Source organism: Pedobacter antarcticus (assembly GCF_900112985.1).
Classification (GTDB): Bacteria; Bacteroidota; Bacteroidia; order Sphingobacteriales; family Sphingobacteriaceae; genus Pedobacter; species Pedobacter antarcticus.
This window is the reverse complement of sequence record NZ_FONS01000002.1, coordinates 269,658-289,752: the sequence shown is the minus strand read 5'-3', so window position 1 is coordinate 289,752 and position 20,095 is coordinate 269,658. Positions and strand designations below refer to the sequence as shown.

The following is a 20,095-nucleotide window of genomic DNA, read 5'->3' as shown; positions in this document are numbered from 1 at the left end:
TTTTTCAATAAAAGGTTAAGGATTCAGACCGGATCAGATGGTAAAAGGAGCACGCATGACAGGGTTGATTAACCTGTTCGCACCTTCGTCATCAACGAACTCCTGTTTTACGGGATCAAATTTTAATGATCGGCCCAGCCTTAAAGCAGCTAACCCTATATTGATAATATTACATGATCTATGTCCATTTTGCTCATTCAATGCAAATTTCTGTCTGTTACGAACGGCGGTCGAGAAATGAGTGACCTGTTCTTCCGGATCAGGAAAAGCGGCGAGTTTACGCTCCAGATCCGGGATATCCGATTTAAAACCTGGATATAATTTACCATTCGGGCCTTCTATATAAGCCGAATTAACATCTTTACCTTCTCCATCGAGAATGATCTGGCAACCATCAGCGTAGGTATAAGTAATTCTTCTCCAGATTCCAACAGCATCTGTATGTTGCTGAGGAGCATCAATCTCTACAGAAACCGGATTTGTATCATCTTTCCCAAGAAAATATTGAATAGGGTCCAGATAATGCTGGCCCATATCGCTTAGTCCGCCACCATCATAATCCCAATATCCGCGAAAAGTCTGGTGTACTCTATGTGTACTGTATGGTTTATAAGGTGCTGGTCCAAGCCATGAATTATAGTCAAGTTCTGCAGGTACTGGTTCAGGAGGAAGATTATCTCTTCCAACCCAATAGAATTTCCAGTCAAAACCTGTATGCCGACTCACAGTAACTTTTAAAGGCCAGCCCAACATACCGCTGTCGACCAATTTTTTAATCGGTTTAACCGGGGTACCCATCCCATAAAAGGTATCCTCAAATCTAAACCAGGTATTTAATCTAAAAATCCGGCCATGCTGCTGTACAGCCTCCATTACCCTTTTCCCCTCTCCAATCGTATGTGTCATTGGTTTTTCGCACCAGATATCCTTTCCGGCATTCGCCGCATCTACCGCCATAATCCCGTGCCAGTGTGGCGGGGTTGCAATATGGACAATATCAACTTCCGGTAACCGGATGAGTTCCCTGTAATCACTAAAAGTTTTAACTCCCTTATCGAGCATAGGCAACGCCTTATCGATGTGCCTTTTATCCACGTCGCAGATGGCCACTACCTGTGTCCCGTCATATGGAAAGTGATTCCGGCCCATTCCCCCTACGCCTATTACAGCTTTGGTTAGTTTATCGCTGGGCGCGATAAACCCATTTCCACCAAGAACATACCGCGGAACAATGGTAAAAGCAGCCGCTCCTACCGCAGTCTTTTTGATAAAGTCTCTTCTTGAGTTGGGTTGATTTGGTTTCATATTTTGTTTAATTAGTTTAAAGCTGGATCTAGGGGGATCCTTTCGGGCTTTAGCTACGGTTTTATTTGGTTAGGTGAATAATTGGTTAATTATTATTCCATGAATATAAGATTATTGGATTAAAAATCACAACCTGTTTATTTACAAATACAAACAAATGGGTTCTTCTTATTTGATACATTTATGTTAATTTCGGTTTTCAAACCACAATAGACTGCCAGATCCACCATACCATTATCCGGTTAAAGGCGTTATGTCTAGTAATTAATATTAAGCAAAGAAATAATCACTTAAAATAATATCAAACAAATGAAATCTATTAAATCAATTCTGATCCCTGTTCTGGCTGTATTAATCTCCCTGTCTTTCTATTCTTGCAAGACTAAAAAGATAGCTGCAAAACCAGCGCCTATGGAGCGTGTTAAACAAGAACCCGCGCCGGTAAAAGAAGAGGCTCCAGTTAAACAGGAACCTGTGCAGGAAAAACCTGCTGAAGAAGCGAAACCGAATTTCAGTTTCAGTGGTGTACATTTTGAATTTAATTCTGCTGTATTGAAAACAGATTCTTTTTCCCTGCTTGACCAGACTGCTGCAGAAATGAAGAAATCACCAGATGCTAAGTTTGTCATTAACGGACACTCCTCTGCAGAAGGTTCAGTAGAACATAATATGTCACTTTCGGTAGATCGTGCGAATGCTGTAAAATCTTACCTGGTTAACGCTGGACTCAACGCTGCGAATTTCACGATCAAAGGATTTGGGGCGTCACAACCGGCAACTAGTAATGATACCGAAACAGGAAGAGCACTGAACAGAAGAGTAGAGATTAAGCCTGCACAATAAAAAAATCAGGTTATAAAAAAAAGGGAACAGTTGAACAACTGTTCCCTTTTTTTTATAACCTGATTTTTGCCCGAATGGTATAGTTTAAAGAAAGTTCTGTTCAGCTATTATTCGTTTTCTGTTTAAATATGGTCCAATGTTCCTTCGTTCCTGATTGAAGAAACAATGAACAAACAATGAAGGAAGTATGAAGGAAATTGGAACAAACGCAGAGCATCACTAACACAAGACTAGCATTAACTCTTAGTTTATGGATGTACAATTGCCCAGCCATCGTAATGCCTGATAATGATTTCGCCGTTACCGCTGGGTACATAACTGATAAAATCGAAAAGTTCTTCTTTTGCTATCTTTCGCTCTTTAATTGTATTTTCACACTGGGCGAGAATAACTCCTCTGCCTTTCAGATCCAGCAGCGTTTTCTCATAGGCGTTTTCTTTGTTATAAACTGCAACCCCATCACCAAATACAATAAGCTCCACTTCTAATTTCCCCTTGAGCCTGGGATCTTCCAGTGCATTTTTAATATTTCTTAGTGTTCCGGTTATCTTTTTGTCTTCACCACTGTTCAGCACATAAAGCGCCTTATAATGTTTTAGGTTCGCTTTGGCTCCGGTAAACTGTCCGGTTACCTGCTGCGCAGAACTATTAAAGGAAAAGCCAGTACATACTAGCAGGCAGCACACATATACCCATGTCAGTTTTCTCATTTTGTTTTTTTTTAGATTTGCTATCGGCCCGCATGGACCGTATTTATGTTGTTTTTCAGAAAAATTCATTCGCATAGGGGCCACAAGGCGCATTAATAAGTTTGATACTCAAATCAAATATGGGCTTTGTATACATCACAAAGATGAGACATTATTTTTTGGGATATAAAGTCTCTGACATCAGCCTGACACCATTACGATAAGTTGTCGGCCTAAAATCAAAAGCCTTTTCGAATTTCGACGAATCCAGGTTATAATCATGGTCATACTGATAATACAACTCTACTGTTCCAGCTGCAGTCTTTTCAAATAATCCGGCCAGCCGCAGCAGAAACTTGTTAATGTTAAAAGCGCGGGGCTGCACATTGTAAATCTCTGCGGCCAGCTCGATAAATTCATTACCGGTTAAAGGAGCTGCAGTTGGCAGATGCCAGATCTGATTACCAGATTCCGGATTTTTGCCCAGCAAATACATTGCTTTTCCGGTATCGGGAATAAAAGTGAAATTATGTAAAACCTTGGGGTCACCAATCCACTGCGCACGCTGTCCGGCTGCATATTTATTCAAAACCATCATATCCAGAAAACTATTCATTGAATCTGTCCCATAAAAATCAGCGGCCCGGACAATCGTCGCCTGTATATTTCCCGTTTTAACTTCCTCCATCAGCTGAGTTGCAATCTTTGCCCTGACTTCTCCCTTCTTACTTAAGGGGTTATAGGGCGTCGTTTCCAGCATCGGCCCTTTAACCAAGCCATACATATAAACATTATCGAAGAAGATAAGCCTGGCGCCGGCTTGCTGAGTAACTTGTATCAGGTTTTGCATAATAACCGGCCACTGCTGTTCCCAGATACCTGAATCATAAACCAGGCCGGCGCACATATAGATAACAGTACTACCCTGGCAAGCCTTTAGCAGCTGTTTATAATCCAACAGATCCGCTTTCTTCCATTCTATTTTTTCATCTGTAAATTTGGAAGGTCTTCTGCTTACCAGCCGAATATTCTCACCATGTGCCAGCAGTTCTCTGGTTAATGCATTTGCCGATGGTCCGCCGGCACCTAATATTGTATTCATGTCTTTTTCATTTAATGTCTGAGACAAAATTACAGTGGCAGACCCATAGTAAACGTTAACAAAAGATATGGGTTTAAAATTTTTAGGTCTCTTAGAAACCTCCTGCGGAATCAGGCATGCATTAAGGTACGTCTTCTGATACGGGAAAGCGATACTGGCGTAATTCCAAGAAAGTTTGCAATATAGTGCTGCGGAATTCGAAGTAAAACAGATCCGTTTGTTTCCAACATTTGCAGATATCGTTCCTCCGGCGTTTGCAGAATAAATGATGTGACGCGGTCTTCGTAACAGCAAAGGTAATGCTCTGCGACCAGACGACCGAAGCGTTCCATTTTACAGCCCAGTAACGGGTTTTCCAGCATAAGCTGCATATTTTGGTAAGAGATCAGTACCAACTGCGTTTCTTCCAGCGCCTGTATATAAGTAATACCGGGCTGCTGCGTCAGATAACTTTTATAGGAACTTACAAATTCATTTTCAAAACAAAAATATCCGGTGATCTCTGTTCCCTCTTTAAGGTGGTAAAACCGCACGGAGCCTCCAACAATAAAACCAAAGTGTTCGCACACTTCCCCGTTTACGGCAAAATGATCTTTCTTTTTAATCGTACAGCTACTCAAAAAAGGAATAGCCGCCTCCCATTCTTTATCAGTAAAATTAACATAAGGAACTATTCCCTGACGAAAGGCTTTCAGTTCATTTACAGAAACAGATTGATGATACTTCATCCGGTGATTGTTTGAGGTTTATGCTAAAATAACATCTGAAGACCACAAAACATATTTCTTTCCCACCATTTTATAGTAACGCCTACATTTGCTCATGAATTTAATAAAGAGGTAAGACTTGTTGTCGAAGCCAACAACAGCGTTGTACACCATACTAACCGGAAAAATGAATCAGTTAGAATCTAAGAAAAGTCATAATGATGTGAATGACGAAATGAAATACATTAAAGCTGTCAGATTGTATAATACTCCTGATGGCGGATGCGATTTTGAAATTGGTAAAATTCCGACGGTCACACCGATGGATGTGACTACATTCTGGGTTCAGAATCACGTCGATAAATATGAAAAAGCTGCTCACCCTGCACCAAGGAGACAGTATGTAGTAACGTTAAAGGGCTCTCTGGAATTCAAAGTAACCAACGGCAAGGCCTTCCTCATAGAGCCTGGCATAATCCTCATTGCGGAAGATACCACAGGCCAGGGTCACACCTGGGAGCTAATTAAAGGGGAGACTTGGGAAAGACTGTATATTCCACTCGCAGCGAATGCAGAAAATCATTTTATAGCAGACTACTGATATTGGCTGACTTCAACCCGGATTTCTGAATCCGATCTATAAATAAAATGAAAGACCGGTCTCTTACAGAGACCGGTCTTTCGTTTTATTTTTGTTCACCATCAGCTATGGCGACGGCAACTCTGGAATCTGCACATCCGTAATACAGCAACCACTTATCCTGATGATAGACCAAACCTTCAATAAACACAGTACCAGCCGGATATTGTCCGCTTTTCTCAAAAGATTCTGTCGGCACAAAGAATGGACGATCCAGCCTCTCTACAAAAACAGAAGGGTCATCTGCACTGAATAACATCTGACCGGCACAATAAGAATTGGCCGTATAGTTCGGGTCGCTGTCCTCACCAGACAAGTTCTTACCGTTATAGAGTAATACAATTCCTTTATCTGTTAAAATTGCAGGTGGGCCACATTCTGTGAGATGGCTGTCGAAATAACCTTTACGCGGAGAAACCAACTCTTTAAGCTGGCCACTTTCGTTGACAACCGGAGTCCAGTCCTTGAGGTTCTCTGAAACCGCAGCATAGACATGGTTCTCTCCCCAGTACATCCAGTATTTGCCCTGATGTTTGGTAATCACCAGTTTCCCATCTTTCAATGTAGTTAATATCGATGCAGATTTTGAAGCTATATCATGAAATTTACCGTTATAAGCGTCTTGAAAAATTGGCCCGTGTTTTTCCCAATTCACCAAATCTCTGGAAGTCGCCGCACCTAGTCTTGGCAATTTTTTGTTCCATTGTGTATAGAACATTACATAAGTGCCGTCTTCGGTAACCGCTACACGTGGATCTTCACAGCCGCCCGGCCATTCGAACTCCCGCTGATCATCTGCTTGAGGGTAAAATACAGGGGTACTTCTTCTTTTCATGGTGATTCCATCTTTACTCTCCGCCAGCCCGATTCTCGAAGTCCGGTGTCCGATACCGACTCCCGATTTATCCTCTGCCCGATAAAGCACATATACTTTTCCATCCTTTACCGCTGCTGCAGGATTAAACGTATCATTACTTTCCCAGTCTACCTTTTTCTTTTGCATCGGATCATAAAACCTGGTTTTAGCGTCCGGTGAAATAATAGGATTAACTCCCTGCGGACGTACAAAAGGACCGATAGCCCAATCCGGTAAATCCGTTAATGGTTCCTGCGCCCGGACACTGGGCTGTAATAGAAGGAAAAGACAAAAGATAGTCAGTAGTTTTTTCATGCTGGATGGTTTAAGCTGATTCTTGAACTGCAAAATAATGATTTATCATTTGTATTTTAAGAGATAAGCATCTGATTCAGAAAGCACCGCTTTATACAGAGAATCCAGCACAATAATTTTCTGCTTTTCGGCTTTGAAATAAACGGAAGCTTCTTCATTGGATTTCCCATCTATATCTGCCTTAAAGTCATGCATCCAGTCAATCATCTGCTCATCCACGCTATTCAGTTTCCCGATTAGCTGCCCAATCTGCCGCTTTTCTTTTACGGTGTCCGGCACTATTTTTTTACTGAACAGACTATCCATCTGGCGGGAAATTTTGTCAAGCTTCATTTTGCGGGAAATTGCTTTCTCACTATCTACCATCACCTGATCATGATAAGTCAAAACTTCCGTTCTGAAAGTTTTATACTCCTGACCAGACTGGCAGGCTATGCATATAAGTGTCAATGCACTAAAACGTAATATATTTCGCATAATAATAATCATTTAAAAAGGTAAAGAAACATGAACCATTACTCTGTTCCCGGCATTCACACGACCACCGGCTAAATCCTGAGCACGTACATTCTGATAATTCGCACCAAAGGAAATCTTCTTTGCTGCCACTTCAACACCGGCAACAGCGGAAAGGGAGTATCCGCCGGAAACAGCAACGTCGTACTTTTTATTTTCGACATCTTTTGCTGCACGTTCATAAAGTACACCGGCATTAGGTGCAATGGTAAGTGCATCTGCCACCCGGAATTTATAGTATACCAAAACATTCCCGGTAAATTTATTACCGTAACGGTAATCGTACTTATTTTCTGTATTCATCTTATAATTCACATTGGCATTCATACCCAAATCATTATACCGGATATCGTAAGCTGCATTTAAAGTAAAATCTGTACTTGCAGTTCCCAGCTGAAAATTATTAGGTGATTCCACCACGGCCAATCTTTCTGAAGGCTCATATTTACCTGTTGGTGCTTTCACCCCCCCACCAATCCATAAAGACTGGATAAGTAAACGTCCGGCTACCGTTGCAGACTGGTCAAACAACTTATAATAAGCCATCACGGCGACGTCTCCAAGACCATTTTTACTTCCGGTCTCTGCCTGACTTTCACGCCTGTTAAAATTATAAGGGACAAATGCGAGGATTCTGAACCTGCTTCCTACATTCCAGCCGCCCCAGACTTCCATACTTTGATAAGTCTCTTCAGAAGTTAATGGTGTCCGCTCACCAAAAGGACCTAAATGTGTAGTCAGGGACTTATGCTGATATCTCAACCCAATAAACCGCTTGTTGTATTCTGGTAAAATGCCCAGGTAATAGCTGCCAACTCCGCATCCGCAGATATCGCAGGCGAAGGCCGTTGCTGTTGTCAGAAACAACAGACACAGGCTTATCCATATTTTCTTTTTCATATTCTATATTTTTTACAGGAAGCGGCCAGGCCGCCCCTTGAATTTTTATTGTTCTGATAAACTGATATTCTTAATAAACTCCTCATCATCCAATGTTTTGAGAAATGCAAGCAGATTTTTCTGATCATCGCCGCTCAAAGGAATCCCTACCCTGCCATTCTGCCGAAGTAGCGGATCAAGATTTGGAGTAGGCTGTACCTCCGAATTATAATGTTCCAGCACGCCTGGCAGTGATAAAAACCGTCCGTCATGCATATAAGGACCAGTATAGGTTAGGTTTCGCAGAGAGGGCACTTTAAATTTATACTTGTCAGTTTCAATTAGCGTGGCCGTATATAAACCCAGATCGTTAACCGGACTAATACCTAGACCATTATTTCTGAATGCACCATCGGTAAATAATGGTTCAGCATGACAGGATGCACATTTTTCTTTAAAAAGATGATATCCATTCAGCTCGGCAGAGGTAAAACTTGCTCCTGCTTCTTTACGCATGATTTTGTCATACCTGGAATTGCTACTGATACACATGACCATAAACTGCGAAAGCGCTTTCATAAAAACCGCTGTATTAATCTCCGCAGATCCGAATGCAGATCTAAAAAGTTGCTGGTATTTTGGCATGTCACGAAGTTTACTGTATACATTTTCCAGGCTTTCGTCCATCTCCTCATGCGCTGTAATAGGTGTGACCGGCTGCAGATCAAGATCGTATACACCACCACCCCACATAAAAGCTTTATTCCAGGCAAGATTCATAATCGGAGGGGAATTTCTGGTACCCAGCCGGTCATCAATTCCGTGACTCACATCGTGTCCGTGCTGCGTGAACGCAGAAGACTGGATATGACAGGACCCGCAACTTATCGTGTTATTTCTGGACAGTCGTGGCTCATAAAAAAGTGCCCGTCCCAATTCAAACCCAGCCTTAGTTACCGGATTAGTTGCAAAATGATACGTCGGATCCGGGAAATTATCTGGTTTGTGAAACCCCAGGAACTGTTCTATTTCCTGCTTTAAGGGATTGTCCTTCTTACAAGCAGTAATGAAGATTCCCATGCACAGCAATACAAGCCAATGTTTTCTATTCATGGCCTTAATTTTCGGTATGATCATGTCTGAACATTCCTGTAAGATTGTTAGCCACCTTAGTGCTATACTCACTAAACATTACATTCGGATGCTCAGCAATCCTAAATGAGTTGGTCCCGTTAAAGACCTTCATTACATCGACAAAGAGGTGAATATTACTCTGACGGTCTTTTCTGACCCGTGCAATTCCTGCAGTCCGCAAGTCCAAAGTAACAGTCTTAATATTGTTAATAGTCGGTGCAGAATAACCTCCGAATCCACCTATATGATATTTAAATTGTTTTTTACCTGTAGGATCGCCATTTGCATCGTCAGAGATCACACTGGAATTACCCTCGAACCTGAAGAAAATATATCCTGAATTCCATCCCCAATACATTCCGCCTGAATCATGGCCGCCAGCAGCCGGGTCCAGTACTCCTGTTCTTTTATCTATAGGCATTGTACTTCTTAAACTATCTACCCCCATTGTAAAAGTCAAAGACGTATAATCACCTTCAGGAACATTTACTTTAGCAAATCGCGTTGCTTTATCAGCTCCTGAAATCATGAAATAACTACTGTCCTGATTTACCGTATAGCTCTTGCCTTCAGCGGTAGTAACCTTAATATTACTAATAAAATACTGCAGCATAGAAATAGAGAATTTCTCTCCTGCGCCATTAGTGTACGGACTACCGGTGTTGTTGACAGAGAAAGTCCGGTCGCCAACAATGTTATCAAATTCTACAGACAGCGGAGCCAGATTCTGTTCCTGGAACTCTGGAGCAGGATCGCTTTTTTTACTACATGCTGTACTTAATAACAGTGCTCCCAGCATTAGGGAATATGTGATATGATTTAAAATGGTTTTCATCTTTAATTATTTGTATTGAATACGGGCTTTAAAAGCTTTGGATTTCCGGGACATACCAGTCCCCATAGCCAATGAATATTGCCTTTACAACCGGTTTAAGGGTGAATAATAAATTGTTTTAGAATGAATAAAGCATTAATAGGCAGGGCATAAAAATCCCATATGCATAGCTAAACCCGCAGGATTAACATGCAAAAAATGAACTTTAATTAAAACCTAGGAAAATAAGGTGGGAGGGGGTACGAGTACTTCAGCATCGCGTACTGGCAAAGCTGAAGAGATTTCTGCAGAAGCACTCCTTTTCTGAGTGTAGGTTAAAGCCGGGAGGGTAACTGTTGTTTTCAGAATGCAATGTTCCTGAAAGCTTTTCTTTTGTCCGTCCTGTTCCTGCTTTTTCTCTTTTTCTTCTGCCTGCTTTAGTTTTTTTGCAAGGTAGCATTTACCATTACAATTCAACTCGGGCTTATCTCTGTTTTCACACAGTGTACTGGAAATGTACTTCTGATTCAGTTCAAAACCCGCGTAAATAAACTGGCGGCTGAATGTTGATAACATCAGGGCCGCGAGCAAAAATACCGCAATCAAGTTTCTGAATCTCATTGCCGCAAAGATATTGTTTAAAACCTTGTTTTTCCTATTCAGGACAAATTCTTTTATCCTCCCGCTGCCGGCTTAAGGGACAGGAGACTATGCTAACTTATCTTTTTTCATTGTAGACTTCAAATTCTGATATCGTAATCTGTTTACCTGAATCTTTGATTTTCACCCTCACTTTTTCGCCTGTCACCTTATCAAATCTGTTTACTTTTACTTTTTTGCTATTCTCTCCATCATAGACTTTCTTCCAGGTCTTATTCTGATAATACTCTAAAGTATAGTTACTGAAATTAGCATCGTTCTGCGCAATAACAACGGTGTTAAAAGTTGTCGGCTTTCTGAAATCGATTTCGTACCAAGGATTCTTTACTTCTGAATTGGATACCCATGAAGAACGGAAATTATCATCGTTGGCAAAGTCCATAATATTATAATCATCACTCCAGCTGGAATTAGATGGTTTATTTTTAGCCAGGTTAGATGAAATGATTGGAGCTCCGGTCTCTGCAATTTTACCGACTGAACCCTCATTCTTCCAGATTTTACCAATCTCTTTTAACTCAGCCAAAGCATTTTCATCAATCAAACCGTTACGGTTTGGCGCAACGTTTAAAATGAAGTTACAGTTAGCATTATTTAAAGGAATCAAAGTTTCGTTAACCAGTTTCGCCGCAGATTTAACAGGCACCTGAGGAAAATCTGTTTTCCAGAACCATGCTGTGTTAATCGGCAGACAAGCAAGAGCCGGCATTTTATTGGTTTCTTTAGATACCTGTTGTCCTGCTCCCATTTCATAAGTTTTAATATCTGTATAATACAGACCTTCAGCTGGATATTTTGCACCATTTAAGTCCATTAATAAACAGTTTGGCTGCAGCTTTTTAACCAGGTGATAGATTTCTTCGAATGGAATTTCATCATACGTGATTCTTGACCAGGGCGCATCCCATCCATCGATCACCAAAGCCTCAATCGGGCCATAATTAGTTAATAATTCTGTAATCTGTTTTTTAACCATATCAATATGGTTAGGTGTAATCTCATTTGGTCTTAATTTATGGTGTGTATCCAGAATAGAGTAATAAAGCATAACCTTCAGGTCATTCTTACGGAATGCATCTACATATTCCCGTACTACATCTCTTTTAAAAGGACTGCTCTTAATACTGTAATCTGTTGTTTTAGTATCCCAGATACAGAACCCGCTATGATGTTTTGTGGTAATACAACCATATGTCATATTAGCTGCCTTTGCTGCTTTTGCCCATTGATCACAATCCAGGTCTACCGGATTAAAAAGTGAAGCAGGTGCATCTGGATCCGGCCAGTCTGCATTAGCATATGTTGGAATGTTGAAGTGAATAAACATACCGAACCTCAAGTCTACAAACTGCTGCTGTAATTGGTGCAATGGTAGTGGTTTGGAATTTACATCCTGCGCCAGTAGCGTAGTGGTGTTAAAGCCAAGTATCAATACCAGGCCCAGAATAGCTTTTTTTAACATTAAACTAGATTTTAGATTAGCAATAAACTCACAATCCTTACAGGCTGCGCTCCCACTCGTAAACATAAAGAAGTTAAATATTTAAATTTCTTGTAATATTATCCAGTTTAGATATTATTTTAGCCTATTAGAGCCATAAATCGTTTTAGTAACTTAAACCATTATAAACCCAATTACATGTCATTTAAAATTTCATTGAGATTCTTAATCTGCCTTGCCCTCACTTTTCAACTCAGCAAGGTCACAAATGCCCAGCAAAAAGACAATCTGCTGGATTATGTGAATATATTAACAGGAACCTCTTCCAGCTATGGACTGTCTACCGGTAATACCTATCCGGCTATAGCGATGCCATGGGGTATGAATTTCTGGGTTCCGCAAACGGGAAAAATGGGAGATGGATGGATCTATACTTATAACGCAGAAAAAATAAGAGGATTTAAACAAACTCACCAACCAAGCCCATGGATGAACGACTACGGTCAGTTCTCCATTATGCCGGGTACCGGAGAAGTTCAGTTCGATGAAGATAAACGGGCCAGCTGGTTTTCCCACAAATCAGAAATTGCAAGCCCCAACTATTATAGCGTCTATCTTGCTGATCACGATGTCAAAACCGAAATCACACCGACAAGCCGTGCAGCGATGTTCAGGTTCACCTTTCCCGAAACTAAGCAGGCCTATATAACCATTGATGCTTTTGATAAAGGATCTTATACTAAAATAATTAAATCTGAGAACAAAATTGTTGGCTATACAACCAGAAACAGCGGTGGTGTACCTGACAACTTCAAGAACTATTTTGTAATTGTTTTCGACAAACCATTCACCTACCAGGCAGCAGTTTCAAATGGCAATATCAATGCTGGCGGTGTGGAAAGTGAAAGTAAGCACAGTGGCGCAATAATTGGTTTTTCAACTCATAAAGGTGAGCAGGTACATGCCCGGGTCGCCTCATCTTTTATTAGTCCGGAACAGGCAGAAATAAACCTGCGGGAATTAGGTCATGACAACTTTAACCAACTGGTCAAAAAAGGTGAAAATACCTGGAACGAAGTGCTGGGCAAAATCCAGGTAGATGACCAGAATATAGACAACAAAAGAACATTCTATTCCTGCCTCTACCGTTCTTTGCTATTCCCAAGAAGCTTCTATGAAATAGATGCCACCGGAACTCCTGTTCACTACAGTCCTTACAACGGAAAAGTATTACCGGGTTACATGTTTACCGACACTGGCTTCTGGGATACTTTCAGAAGTCTTTTCCCATTTCTTAACCTCATGTATCCTTCTGAAAGTATAAAAATGCAGGAAGGATTAGCAAATGCCTACAAAGAAAGTGGCTTTATACCTGAATGGGCAAGTCCGGGACATAGAAACACAATGATTGGCAATAACTCTGCGTCTGTAGTATCAGACGCTTATCTGAAAGGGTTGAGAGGCTATGATATTCAAATTTTATGGGAAGCACTTAAGAACGGAGCAAATAATGTTCACCCGACAGTAGCTGCATCAGGACGGACAGGTTATCAGGAATACAATAAATATGGTTATATCCCTAACGATGCCGGAATTACGCAGAATGTCGCCCGTACTCTGGAATATGCTTATAATGACTGGACAATTTATAAGCTTGGCAAGGCATTAAAGCGTCCGGCACAAGAGATAGATATCTACGCGAAACGGGCAATGAACTACAAAAATGTATTTGATCCTAAATATAACCTGATGCGTGGTAAAAAGACCGACGGAAAGTTCCAGGACTATTTTAAAGCGACAGACTGGAGTAAAGATTTTACAGAAGGTAACAGCTGGCACTACAGCTGGTCAGTATTACATGATCCTCAAGGGCTAATTGACCTGATGGGTGGTAAAAAAACATTTAATCATATGCTTGATTCTGTATTTACCATGCCTGGTTCATTAGGTATGGACAGCAGAAGTATGATTCATGAAATGAGGGAAATGCAGGTGATGAATATGGGCCAATACGCACATGGCAACCAGCCTATACAACATATGATCTATCTGTACAACTACTCTGCCGAACCATGGAAAGCGCAATACTGGGCAAGGGAAGTAATGGATAAGTTATATTCCTCGGCCCCTGACGGATATTGCGGTGACGAAGACAACGGTCAGACATCGGCCTGGTACGTTTTCTCGGCCCTCGGCTTTTATCCTGTATGTCCCGGAACAGATGAATATATCACTGGCTCGCCTTTATTCAGCAAGGTAAGGCTGAACTTCGAAAACGGGAAGCAAATGACCATTAGCGCGGGTAATAACAACCGCAAAAACAGGTATATAAAATCCATGAAACTAAATGGTAAGAGCTACACTCGTAATTACCTGACCCATCAGGACCTGACTAAAGGAGGTAATATCAGTTTCGAGATGTCGGAAAAACCTGAAAAAACAAGAGGAGTAAATACAGCAGACCTGCCGTATTCATTCTCAAATGAGCTAAAGAAATAAATGCTGCTGTGTCGGTCTTACATAATTTCACATAAACAAAAAACCCGTATCTGTCAATTAGATACGGGTTTTTTGTTTATCCAACTGATAATCATGCAAAGTTGAGTCGCCGGCCATAATTAGCCAAATGTTCCACCGCAATCTCAATATATTCTTCTTTGATCATTTGCCTTTTTCTGTCATTCCAAGTTTGTATTTTCGAGAGTAGTTGTTTCTGCGAAAGTTTAGGATCCTCTGATAGGAGATAATGTATAGATGATAGTATCTCCAGCGATAACGTAGACTCAAAACCATCAATAACCTGAAAGATATTTTCAATACGCTGCTTCTGGTCATCAGAAAGAGAGGTCTTAATATAAGACTCCACCTCCGCTAATTTTTCCCAATTCAATTTTAACGGTTCAAACGGCCGGGCTTGCATTTGTTCTAACCCCGTTAGATATTTGCCATTCATCGAATACAAAACCTTTTCAACTGCCTGCGCATATGGACCGTAGGTGTAAGCAGTAAATTGCAATTTCAATTTCTCGCCACTTTCTTGTAAAAAATATGCCAACTTGTTCGCCGCAAATATACTGGCAACTTCGCCAAGTCTTTCATACCTAAACAACGCATATAGTAACATTGCACGTCCGGGAGTTAGTTCAACTTGTTTTTTTTGTTGTTCGTTTTGCAAAATCTCCTTTACTGCTTCATTAGGTTCAAACACGACAATCTCCACACCCTCAAGACCAGAAAGGTAATGATTGATCATAGGTTTGATTTTCTCCCAATTAAGCCCCCCATTTCCACAGCCCAATGGAGGTAATGCGATACTTTTGATATTACGAGTCCTGATCTCCTGTGCAAGTGCCTGTAAACCTTCCTCGATAAAACGATACTGGGATTTTTTAAACCACTGCTCCTTAGTTGGGAAATTAATAATGATCTTTTCTCCTTCCAGTGTATGCTCATTTACAATGAGCATTCTTCCAACCTTCACCAACCCTTTTTTACAAGCATCAGCATAAATCTTGAAATTCTGTGGAAACCGTTCTTTGAATTGCAGTGCAATTCCTTTTCCCATGACTCCAACCGTGTTTACTGTATTAACAAGAGCCTGTGTTTCTGCCTCCAGTAAATTGCCTGTTTTATAAATCATGTGAAATAAAATAATTGTTTAGGGTTAACAAGTACGTTAATATCCATTTTCTGAGCAGCTATTATAGCCTCTACTTCGGCTCTAACTCTCGGATTTAATACAACAATTTTGCGTATAAATTCCGGTGGGACATGATGAAGAACTAAAAATTCCGCATGCTTTTTTCTTATCCTATCTTCATCACCGTCGGCATTGGCATCTCGGAAATCGTCGGTTTTAATGGAATGCCAGTCAATATTAACATCAATATCATCAAAACTATCAAAAAATTTCGTAATCCATTTAGCTGCGTTTCCATTTGTATAACACCATCTGAACTCATCACATGCCAAATCTTCCAGTTTGAAACAAAGATAAATAATCTCACTTTGAGCTATCGGTTTAACGCCATGACCAGTTATAATATTGTAAAGCATTGGCGTACGCTTTGAAAAATAGAAAGGGACACAATCGTTAACCACATAATCAGGATAGCATTTCACCGGTCGTGTATCTCGCTGGGTGATCACATCTATACTGCCTATGGATAAGTATCCGGGAATAGTATTTGCGCCATTTTTTGAATACAATCCATGACGTAAATTATGCTCCAAATTCTGAACCGGAATAATCCTAAAAATCCATGTTTTTTTTATGTCTATCTCCATGTCTATTGTTAATCCGTTAATTCAAAGTTAAGAATTTTTAACCGTAGTGCGGAACAACAAAACGAACAACTGAGATATCCTTAAATCTCCTGATATTCAACTTTGCAATCAAATGATTCCAAAGTGATGATTGTAATTGCCTGCTATACTTCCACGGCGGAATCACCGGTCAGCGTATTCCAGATTAGCTCATAAACTTCTGTCGCTTTCAGGTTCTGAGAAATCAAACCGTTATCAGTAATCAGCACAGGATGATAGACTTTCGGTACTGCGGGGCTTCCGTGAGACCCTTTGACCAGGCTTGCATCCAATGGAATAACATCCATAATGTAGCGAAATCCCGCTTTCTTTCTCAGTAATTTATACCCTGCCCTGGCTTTAGAAGACATAAACATCTCAACCGGATCATATCCTGGTTTTTTATGAATATCAACACATCTGGCGTAATCTGGTGCCTTGGCATCATCTAACCAGAAATAATAAGTGAACCAGCTATCCGGCTCTGCAATCAGAACCAGTTCGCCTGCGCGTTCATGGGCAATCCCGTGTGCCTTTTGACCTGCTTCGTCAAGTACGGCAGCAACACCCGGCAGGCCTTCAAAAAGCAGTTTAACCTGATCCATTTTATCCGTGTCATTGAAATAAATATGAGCGATCTGATGGTCTGCAACCGCAAAAACGGCAGAGGCACCTGCATCCAACAGCTCGAGTCCGCGTTCGACACGAATCTGTAGAAAGTTATTCTCCCGCAAAACCCTGTTCACATGAACCGGGCGGCTTACAGGTGCTATTCCATATTCAGAAAGAATAATAAGCTCTACATCTTGCTGCTGCTGATAATATTCTATCAGTCTTTTTAACACCAGGTCAATTTCCCCGAGCTCCTGTTTTATATTCACAAAGTCGGGCCCGAACTTCTGCAGGCAATAATCAAGATGAGGCAGATAAATGAGTGTTAAGGTTGGATTATAACGCTGGTCTGTAAGGATAGATGCCTCTGCAATCCAGGCAGTAGATTTTATATTGGCTCCTGGCCCCCAGAAACTAAATAGAGGGAAAGTTCCCAATTTTTCCTGTAACTCGTCCCGCAACGATGCAGGAGCAGAATAACAATCCGGCATCTTTCTGCCGTCGGCCAGATAGTTAGGCCGGGGTGTTACAGAATAGTCGGCGTTGGAATACATATTGTACCACCAGAACATATTGGAACAAGTAAAATCAGGATTTTCGCGTTTAGCTCTATCCCATATTTTCTCTGCAAGCACCAGTTTATTTGATTGCTTCCAGAACTTAATTTCGGCGTCAGTGCGGTCATACCAGCCATTACCGACAACACCATGCTCCTCTGGCAATTTACCTGTCAAATAAGTAGACTGCACGGCGGTAGTAACTGCAGGCAGCATTGGTTCAATAACCGACACATTTCTTGTCTTTACATAATTATTTAGAAATGGGGTAAACTCCCCGATCAAACCGGATGATAAGCCTACCACATCAATAACTACTGTCTTTTTCATAGTTGATCGATTTGATTAATTACCCAGTTCAGTTCTTTACTTATAGAGGTACTTATTGGTAGTTTAATTGCTTCCGGCAGTACCTCCCAGGTATAAGTTTCCACCTCCAGATGATTCGTGAACTGATATTCCTTCTGAAGTTTCAGTACCTCCATGATATCACTTTGTGTGGTCTGAAGAACATTTATATTGGACAGCGCAACGGGAACATGAAAATGCGCGCGCCATTCTCTGACATCGGCATGGTCAAAATCGGCCAGTGCTTCCGGCAGATCCGGATAACGCAAAAGCGTACCATCTTCTTTTACCGCGACTACCTGATGCAGATAAGTTGGCTCATTAAACTCCGCGAAACTATTTTTGATCGCCTGGCGTTCTTCAATACCAGTCTTCAGGTTAGCTTTAAGTGCTGCACTGATTTGTATTTTGCCTACCCGCAAATCTTTTGCTTTCAATGCAGCAATCATCTCCCGATGGTTTTCATAACCGATGGAAAAATGACAGACATCATAGCATAAACAAAGATGCTTTTTAAGCAACGATTCCGCCTCTGCTGCAGAAACCTGAAATTCGGCTATGATTTCCGGAATTCCCAAAACCAGCAGTTCCTGTTCAAACCATGCTATATATTCCAAACCGGTTTCAATGATGCCATCTGGTTCAGGTTCTAAATCCAGATGAAGATATTTTCCGGTTTGCCGGCCGATATAAACTAAAGTTTTCAGCACAGCTATAATATTCAGCGTCGCCGCTTTACTCGCTGCTTTCAGGTCCTCCTGTGTTTTAAACCAGTGACGGTAACTTAGTGGTGAAGTAGAGATCCCGCGTTCCTGTTCATCTGGTAATAAGCGGCTCAGAATTTTGAACAGGCGGATGGTATATTCCCTGCGTTCTGCAGATGTCCAGTCTGGTGTATGCACATCGGCTTTCACTACTGTATGATGAAATTCGCCATAAGGAAAACCGTTCATTGTAAAAACGTAGGCATTCTGCGCTTTCAGCCAGGCAATAAAAGCCGCTAGTTTATCTTCGTTTTGAAGCTCCAGGCTCGCCGAATGAGAAAGCCTTAGACCAATACCCAATGGGGTTTCTGCTGATACAGACTGTTTGATTTCGGGGTAATGTTGCTGTAGAATCTCAAAATCTTCTGCCCAGTTCTTACCCGCATGAATATTTGTGCAATAGGTTAAATGTCCTAGTTGAGTTTTCATTTTAAAGGGATAAAGATTGTGGTTGCCTGGTAAACTCCATGACATAGTTACTTGCGGCAATCAATAGATCGGAGTCAATCTGATGGACCTCCTGCCCTTTACCGATATCAGAAAGAAGCGTAATGGTTAACTCCCCACCTAAATGTTCCTGAAATTCAGCCAGGCCTTTCAATACCGGAGCATTTAGATCTTGTATCTGAATCAAAGGGTGGGTAAGTTCGAAGAAGACCTGTAATACGTTTAAAATCCGCTGCAGCTTTTCTTCGGTTATCAAACCAATCAGATAGGAATAGGTGCTATCAAGTGCAATCCCCATCGCAACTGCTTCGCCATGGAGAATACTGAAGTGACTCAGCTGCTCTATTTTATGTGCGGCCCAATGACCAAAGTCCAATGGTCTGGACGAACCCATTTCAAAAGGATCGGCACTGGAGATATGGGCAAGATGCAATGCAGCACAACGCTTAATAAGCACATTCATTTGCTTACTATTCCTTTCAGCTAAAGACGAGGCGTGAGCTTCCAGCCATTCAAAAAATGCTTCATCTTTAATCAGCGCTACCTTAACCGCTTCAGAAATACCCGCATAATAATCTCTGTCAGTTAGGCTCAGTAAAAACTCAGCGTCATTGAATACTGCTGCGGGCGGAGAAAATGTTCCGGTAAAATTCTTCTTTCCTTTAAAATTGATCCCATTTTTAACACCGACACCGGAATCATTCTGTGAAAGTACCGTAGTGGGAATCCTGATATGTTTTACACCACGATGTGATACAGCAGCTGCATAACCAACCAGGTCAAGTACCGCTCCTCCTCCAATCGCTGCGATATAGGAATGCCGGTCAATACCGTAGGTATCAACTGCGGCGATCAGTTTTTCAAAAAGCTCCGGATTATTTTTAGCAGCTTCTCCTCCGGGAATAATCAGGATGTCTTCAACAAGCTGAATTTCCTGATATACTTTAAAATATTCCTTAATGGAAGCCTTCAGGTCAGGGTGTGCAATCGCGACACCTTCATCCACAACAAAAAGGATCTTACGGCGGATTTTAGCGGGCACACTTAAAATAAAATTAGCAAGTGTGAAATTGTCAGGTTTAAAGAGTGAGGTCGTAAAAAATACTTTATAGTCAAATTTTACGCTGAAAGATTGTTCTAAATATTCCATAATTAATTCAA

The 20,095-nt window shown here is 41.1% G+C and carries 19 protein-coding genes; 3 read left to right on the top strand and 16 right to left on the bottom strand.

What is annotated here, in order from left to right; genetic code table 11:
• Positions 1-33: 33 nt before the first annotated feature.
• Entirely contained in the window at positions 34-1,305 is a 1,272-nt protein-coding gene (locus BM192_RS06285; protein ID WP_037438088.1) for a Gfo/Idh/MocA family oxidoreductase, read from the bottom strand.
• Between the two features lie 309 nt (positions 1,306-1,614).
• On the opposite strand from BM192_RS06285, the gene BM192_RS06280 reads away from it, so the two are divergent.
• On the top strand, positions 1,615-2,148 hold the full coding sequence (locus BM192_RS06280; RefSeq protein ID WP_037438090.1) for an OmpA family protein: 534 nt from the start codon (positions 1,615-1,617) through the stop codon (positions 2,146-2,148).
• 248 nt (positions 2,149-2,396) lie between these two features.
• On the opposite strand, the gene BM192_RS06275 is transcribed toward BM192_RS06280, so the two are convergent.
• From BM192_RS06275 to BM192_RS06265, 3 genes are all read right to left on the bottom strand, one after another.
• Positions 2,397-2,858 (bottom strand): DsrE family protein, encoded by a 462-nt coding sequence (locus tag BM192_RS06275; RefSeq protein ID WP_037439994.1) that lies wholly within the window; start codon positions 2,856-2,858, stop codon positions 2,397-2,399.
• Positions 2,859-3,009: 151 nt separating this feature from the next.
• Positions 3,010-3,939: an NAD-dependent epimerase/dehydratase family protein gene (locus tag BM192_RS06270; RefSeq protein WP_037439945.1), complete on the bottom strand. Its 930-nt coding sequence runs from the start codon at positions 3,937-3,939 to the stop codon at positions 3,010-3,012.
• Between the two features lie 110 nt (positions 3,940-4,049).
• Complete coding sequence (locus tag BM192_RS06265; RefSeq protein ID WP_051759795.1) at positions 4,050-4,667, bottom strand: Crp/Fnr family transcriptional regulator; 618 nt, start codon at positions 4,665-4,667, stop codon at positions 4,050-4,052.
• A gap of 166 nt (positions 4,668-4,833) precedes the next feature.
• Here BM192_RS06265 and BM192_RS06260 point away from each other — a divergent pair, with 166 nt between their 5' ends.
• On the top strand, positions 4,834-5,247 hold the full coding sequence (locus tag BM192_RS06260) for a cupin domain-containing protein (protein ID WP_051759810.1): 414 nt from the start codon (positions 4,834-4,836) through the stop codon (positions 5,245-5,247).
• An 85-nt stretch (positions 5,248-5,332) separates the two neighbouring features.
• On the opposite strand, the gene BM192_RS06255 is transcribed toward BM192_RS06260, so the two are convergent.
• The 7 genes from BM192_RS06255 to BM192_RS06225 all read right to left on the bottom strand — a co-directional run bounded on the left by BM192_RS06255 (position 5,333) and on the right by BM192_RS06225 (position 11,922).
• The gene (locus BM192_RS06255; RefSeq protein WP_037439946.1) at positions 5,333-6,457 is read right to left on the bottom strand and encodes a glycoside hydrolase family 130 protein; all 1,125 of its coding nucleotides are present in this window, start codon (positions 6,455-6,457) and stop codon (positions 5,333-5,335) included.
• A 45-nt stretch (positions 6,458-6,502) separates the two neighbouring features.
• Positions 6,503-6,934 (bottom strand): hypothetical protein, encoded by a 432-nt coding sequence (locus BM192_RS06250; RefSeq protein ID WP_037439999.1) that lies wholly within the window; start codon positions 6,932-6,934, stop codon positions 6,503-6,505.
• A gap of 12 nt (positions 6,935-6,946) precedes the next feature.
• Positions 6,947-7,873: a transporter gene (locus tag BM192_RS06245; protein WP_037439948.1), complete on the bottom strand. Its 927-nt coding sequence runs from the start codon at positions 7,871-7,873 to the stop codon at positions 6,947-6,949.
• 45 nt (positions 7,874-7,918) lie between these two features.
• Positions 7,919-8,965, bottom strand: coding sequence for a cytochrome-c peroxidase (locus BM192_RS06240; protein ID WP_037440001.1), 1,047 nt, complete (start codon positions 8,963-8,965; stop codon positions 7,919-7,921).
• A 4-nt stretch (positions 8,966-8,969) separates the two neighbouring features.
• Entirely contained in the window at positions 8,970-9,821 is an 852-nt protein-coding gene (locus tag BM192_RS06235) for an MbnP family protein (RefSeq protein WP_074591541.1), read from the bottom strand.
• Between the two features lie 216 nt (positions 9,822-10,037).
• Entirely contained in the window at positions 10,038-10,421 is a 384-nt protein-coding gene (locus tag BM192_RS06230) for a hypothetical protein (RefSeq protein WP_037439952.1), read from the bottom strand.
• Between the two features lie 97 nt (positions 10,422-10,518).
• Entirely contained in the window at positions 10,519-11,922 is a 1,404-nt protein-coding gene (locus BM192_RS06225) for an alpha-L-fucosidase (protein ID WP_037439954.1), read from the bottom strand.
• A 177-nt stretch (positions 11,923-12,099) separates the two neighbouring features.
• On the opposite strand from BM192_RS06225, the gene BM192_RS06220 reads away from it, so the two are divergent.
• On the top strand, positions 12,100-14,400 hold the full coding sequence (locus tag BM192_RS06220) for a GH92 family glycosyl hydrolase (RefSeq protein ID WP_074963930.1): 2,301 nt from the start codon (positions 12,100-12,102) through the stop codon (positions 14,398-14,400).
• A 91-nt stretch (positions 14,401-14,491) separates the two neighbouring features.
• On the opposite strand, the gene darG is transcribed toward BM192_RS06220, so the two are convergent.
• The 5 genes from darG to BM192_RS06195 all read right to left on the bottom strand — a co-directional run bounded on the left by darG (position 14,492) and on the right by BM192_RS06195 (position 20,084).
• Positions 14,492-15,541 (bottom strand): type II toxin-antitoxin system antitoxin DNA ADP-ribosyl glycohydrolase DarG, encoded by a 1,050-nt coding sequence (gene darG, locus BM192_RS06215; RefSeq protein ID WP_037439956.1) that lies wholly within the window; start codon positions 15,539-15,541, stop codon positions 14,492-14,494.
• Entirely contained in the window at positions 15,538-16,188 is a 651-nt protein-coding gene (gene darT / locus BM192_RS06210) for a type II toxin-antitoxin system toxin DNA ADP-ribosyl transferase DarT (protein WP_051759800.1), read from the bottom strand. The genes darG and darT overlap by 4 nt, the downstream gene beginning before the upstream one ends.
• Before the next feature lie 143 nt (positions 16,189-16,331).
• A complete protein-coding gene (locus tag BM192_RS06205; RefSeq protein ID WP_037439959.1) occupies positions 16,332-17,705 on the bottom strand; it encodes an alkaline phosphatase family protein in 1,374 nt (457 codons plus the stop codon).
• Positions 17,702-18,916 carry a metabolite traffic protein EboE gene (gene eboE, locus BM192_RS06200; RefSeq protein ID WP_037439961.1) on the bottom strand — a complete coding sequence of 405 codons (1,215 nt, stop codon included), beginning with the start codon at positions 18,914-18,916 and terminating at the stop codon, positions 17,702-17,704. Before eboE ends, BM192_RS06205 begins: the two co-directional genes overlap by 4 nt.
• Position 18,917: 1 nt before the next feature.
• Positions 18,918-20,084: a 3-dehydroquinate synthase gene (locus BM192_RS06195; RefSeq protein WP_037439963.1), complete on the bottom strand. Its 1,167-nt coding sequence runs from the start codon at positions 20,082-20,084 to the stop codon at positions 18,918-18,920.
• Between the last annotated feature and the right edge of the window lie 11 nt (positions 20,085-20,095).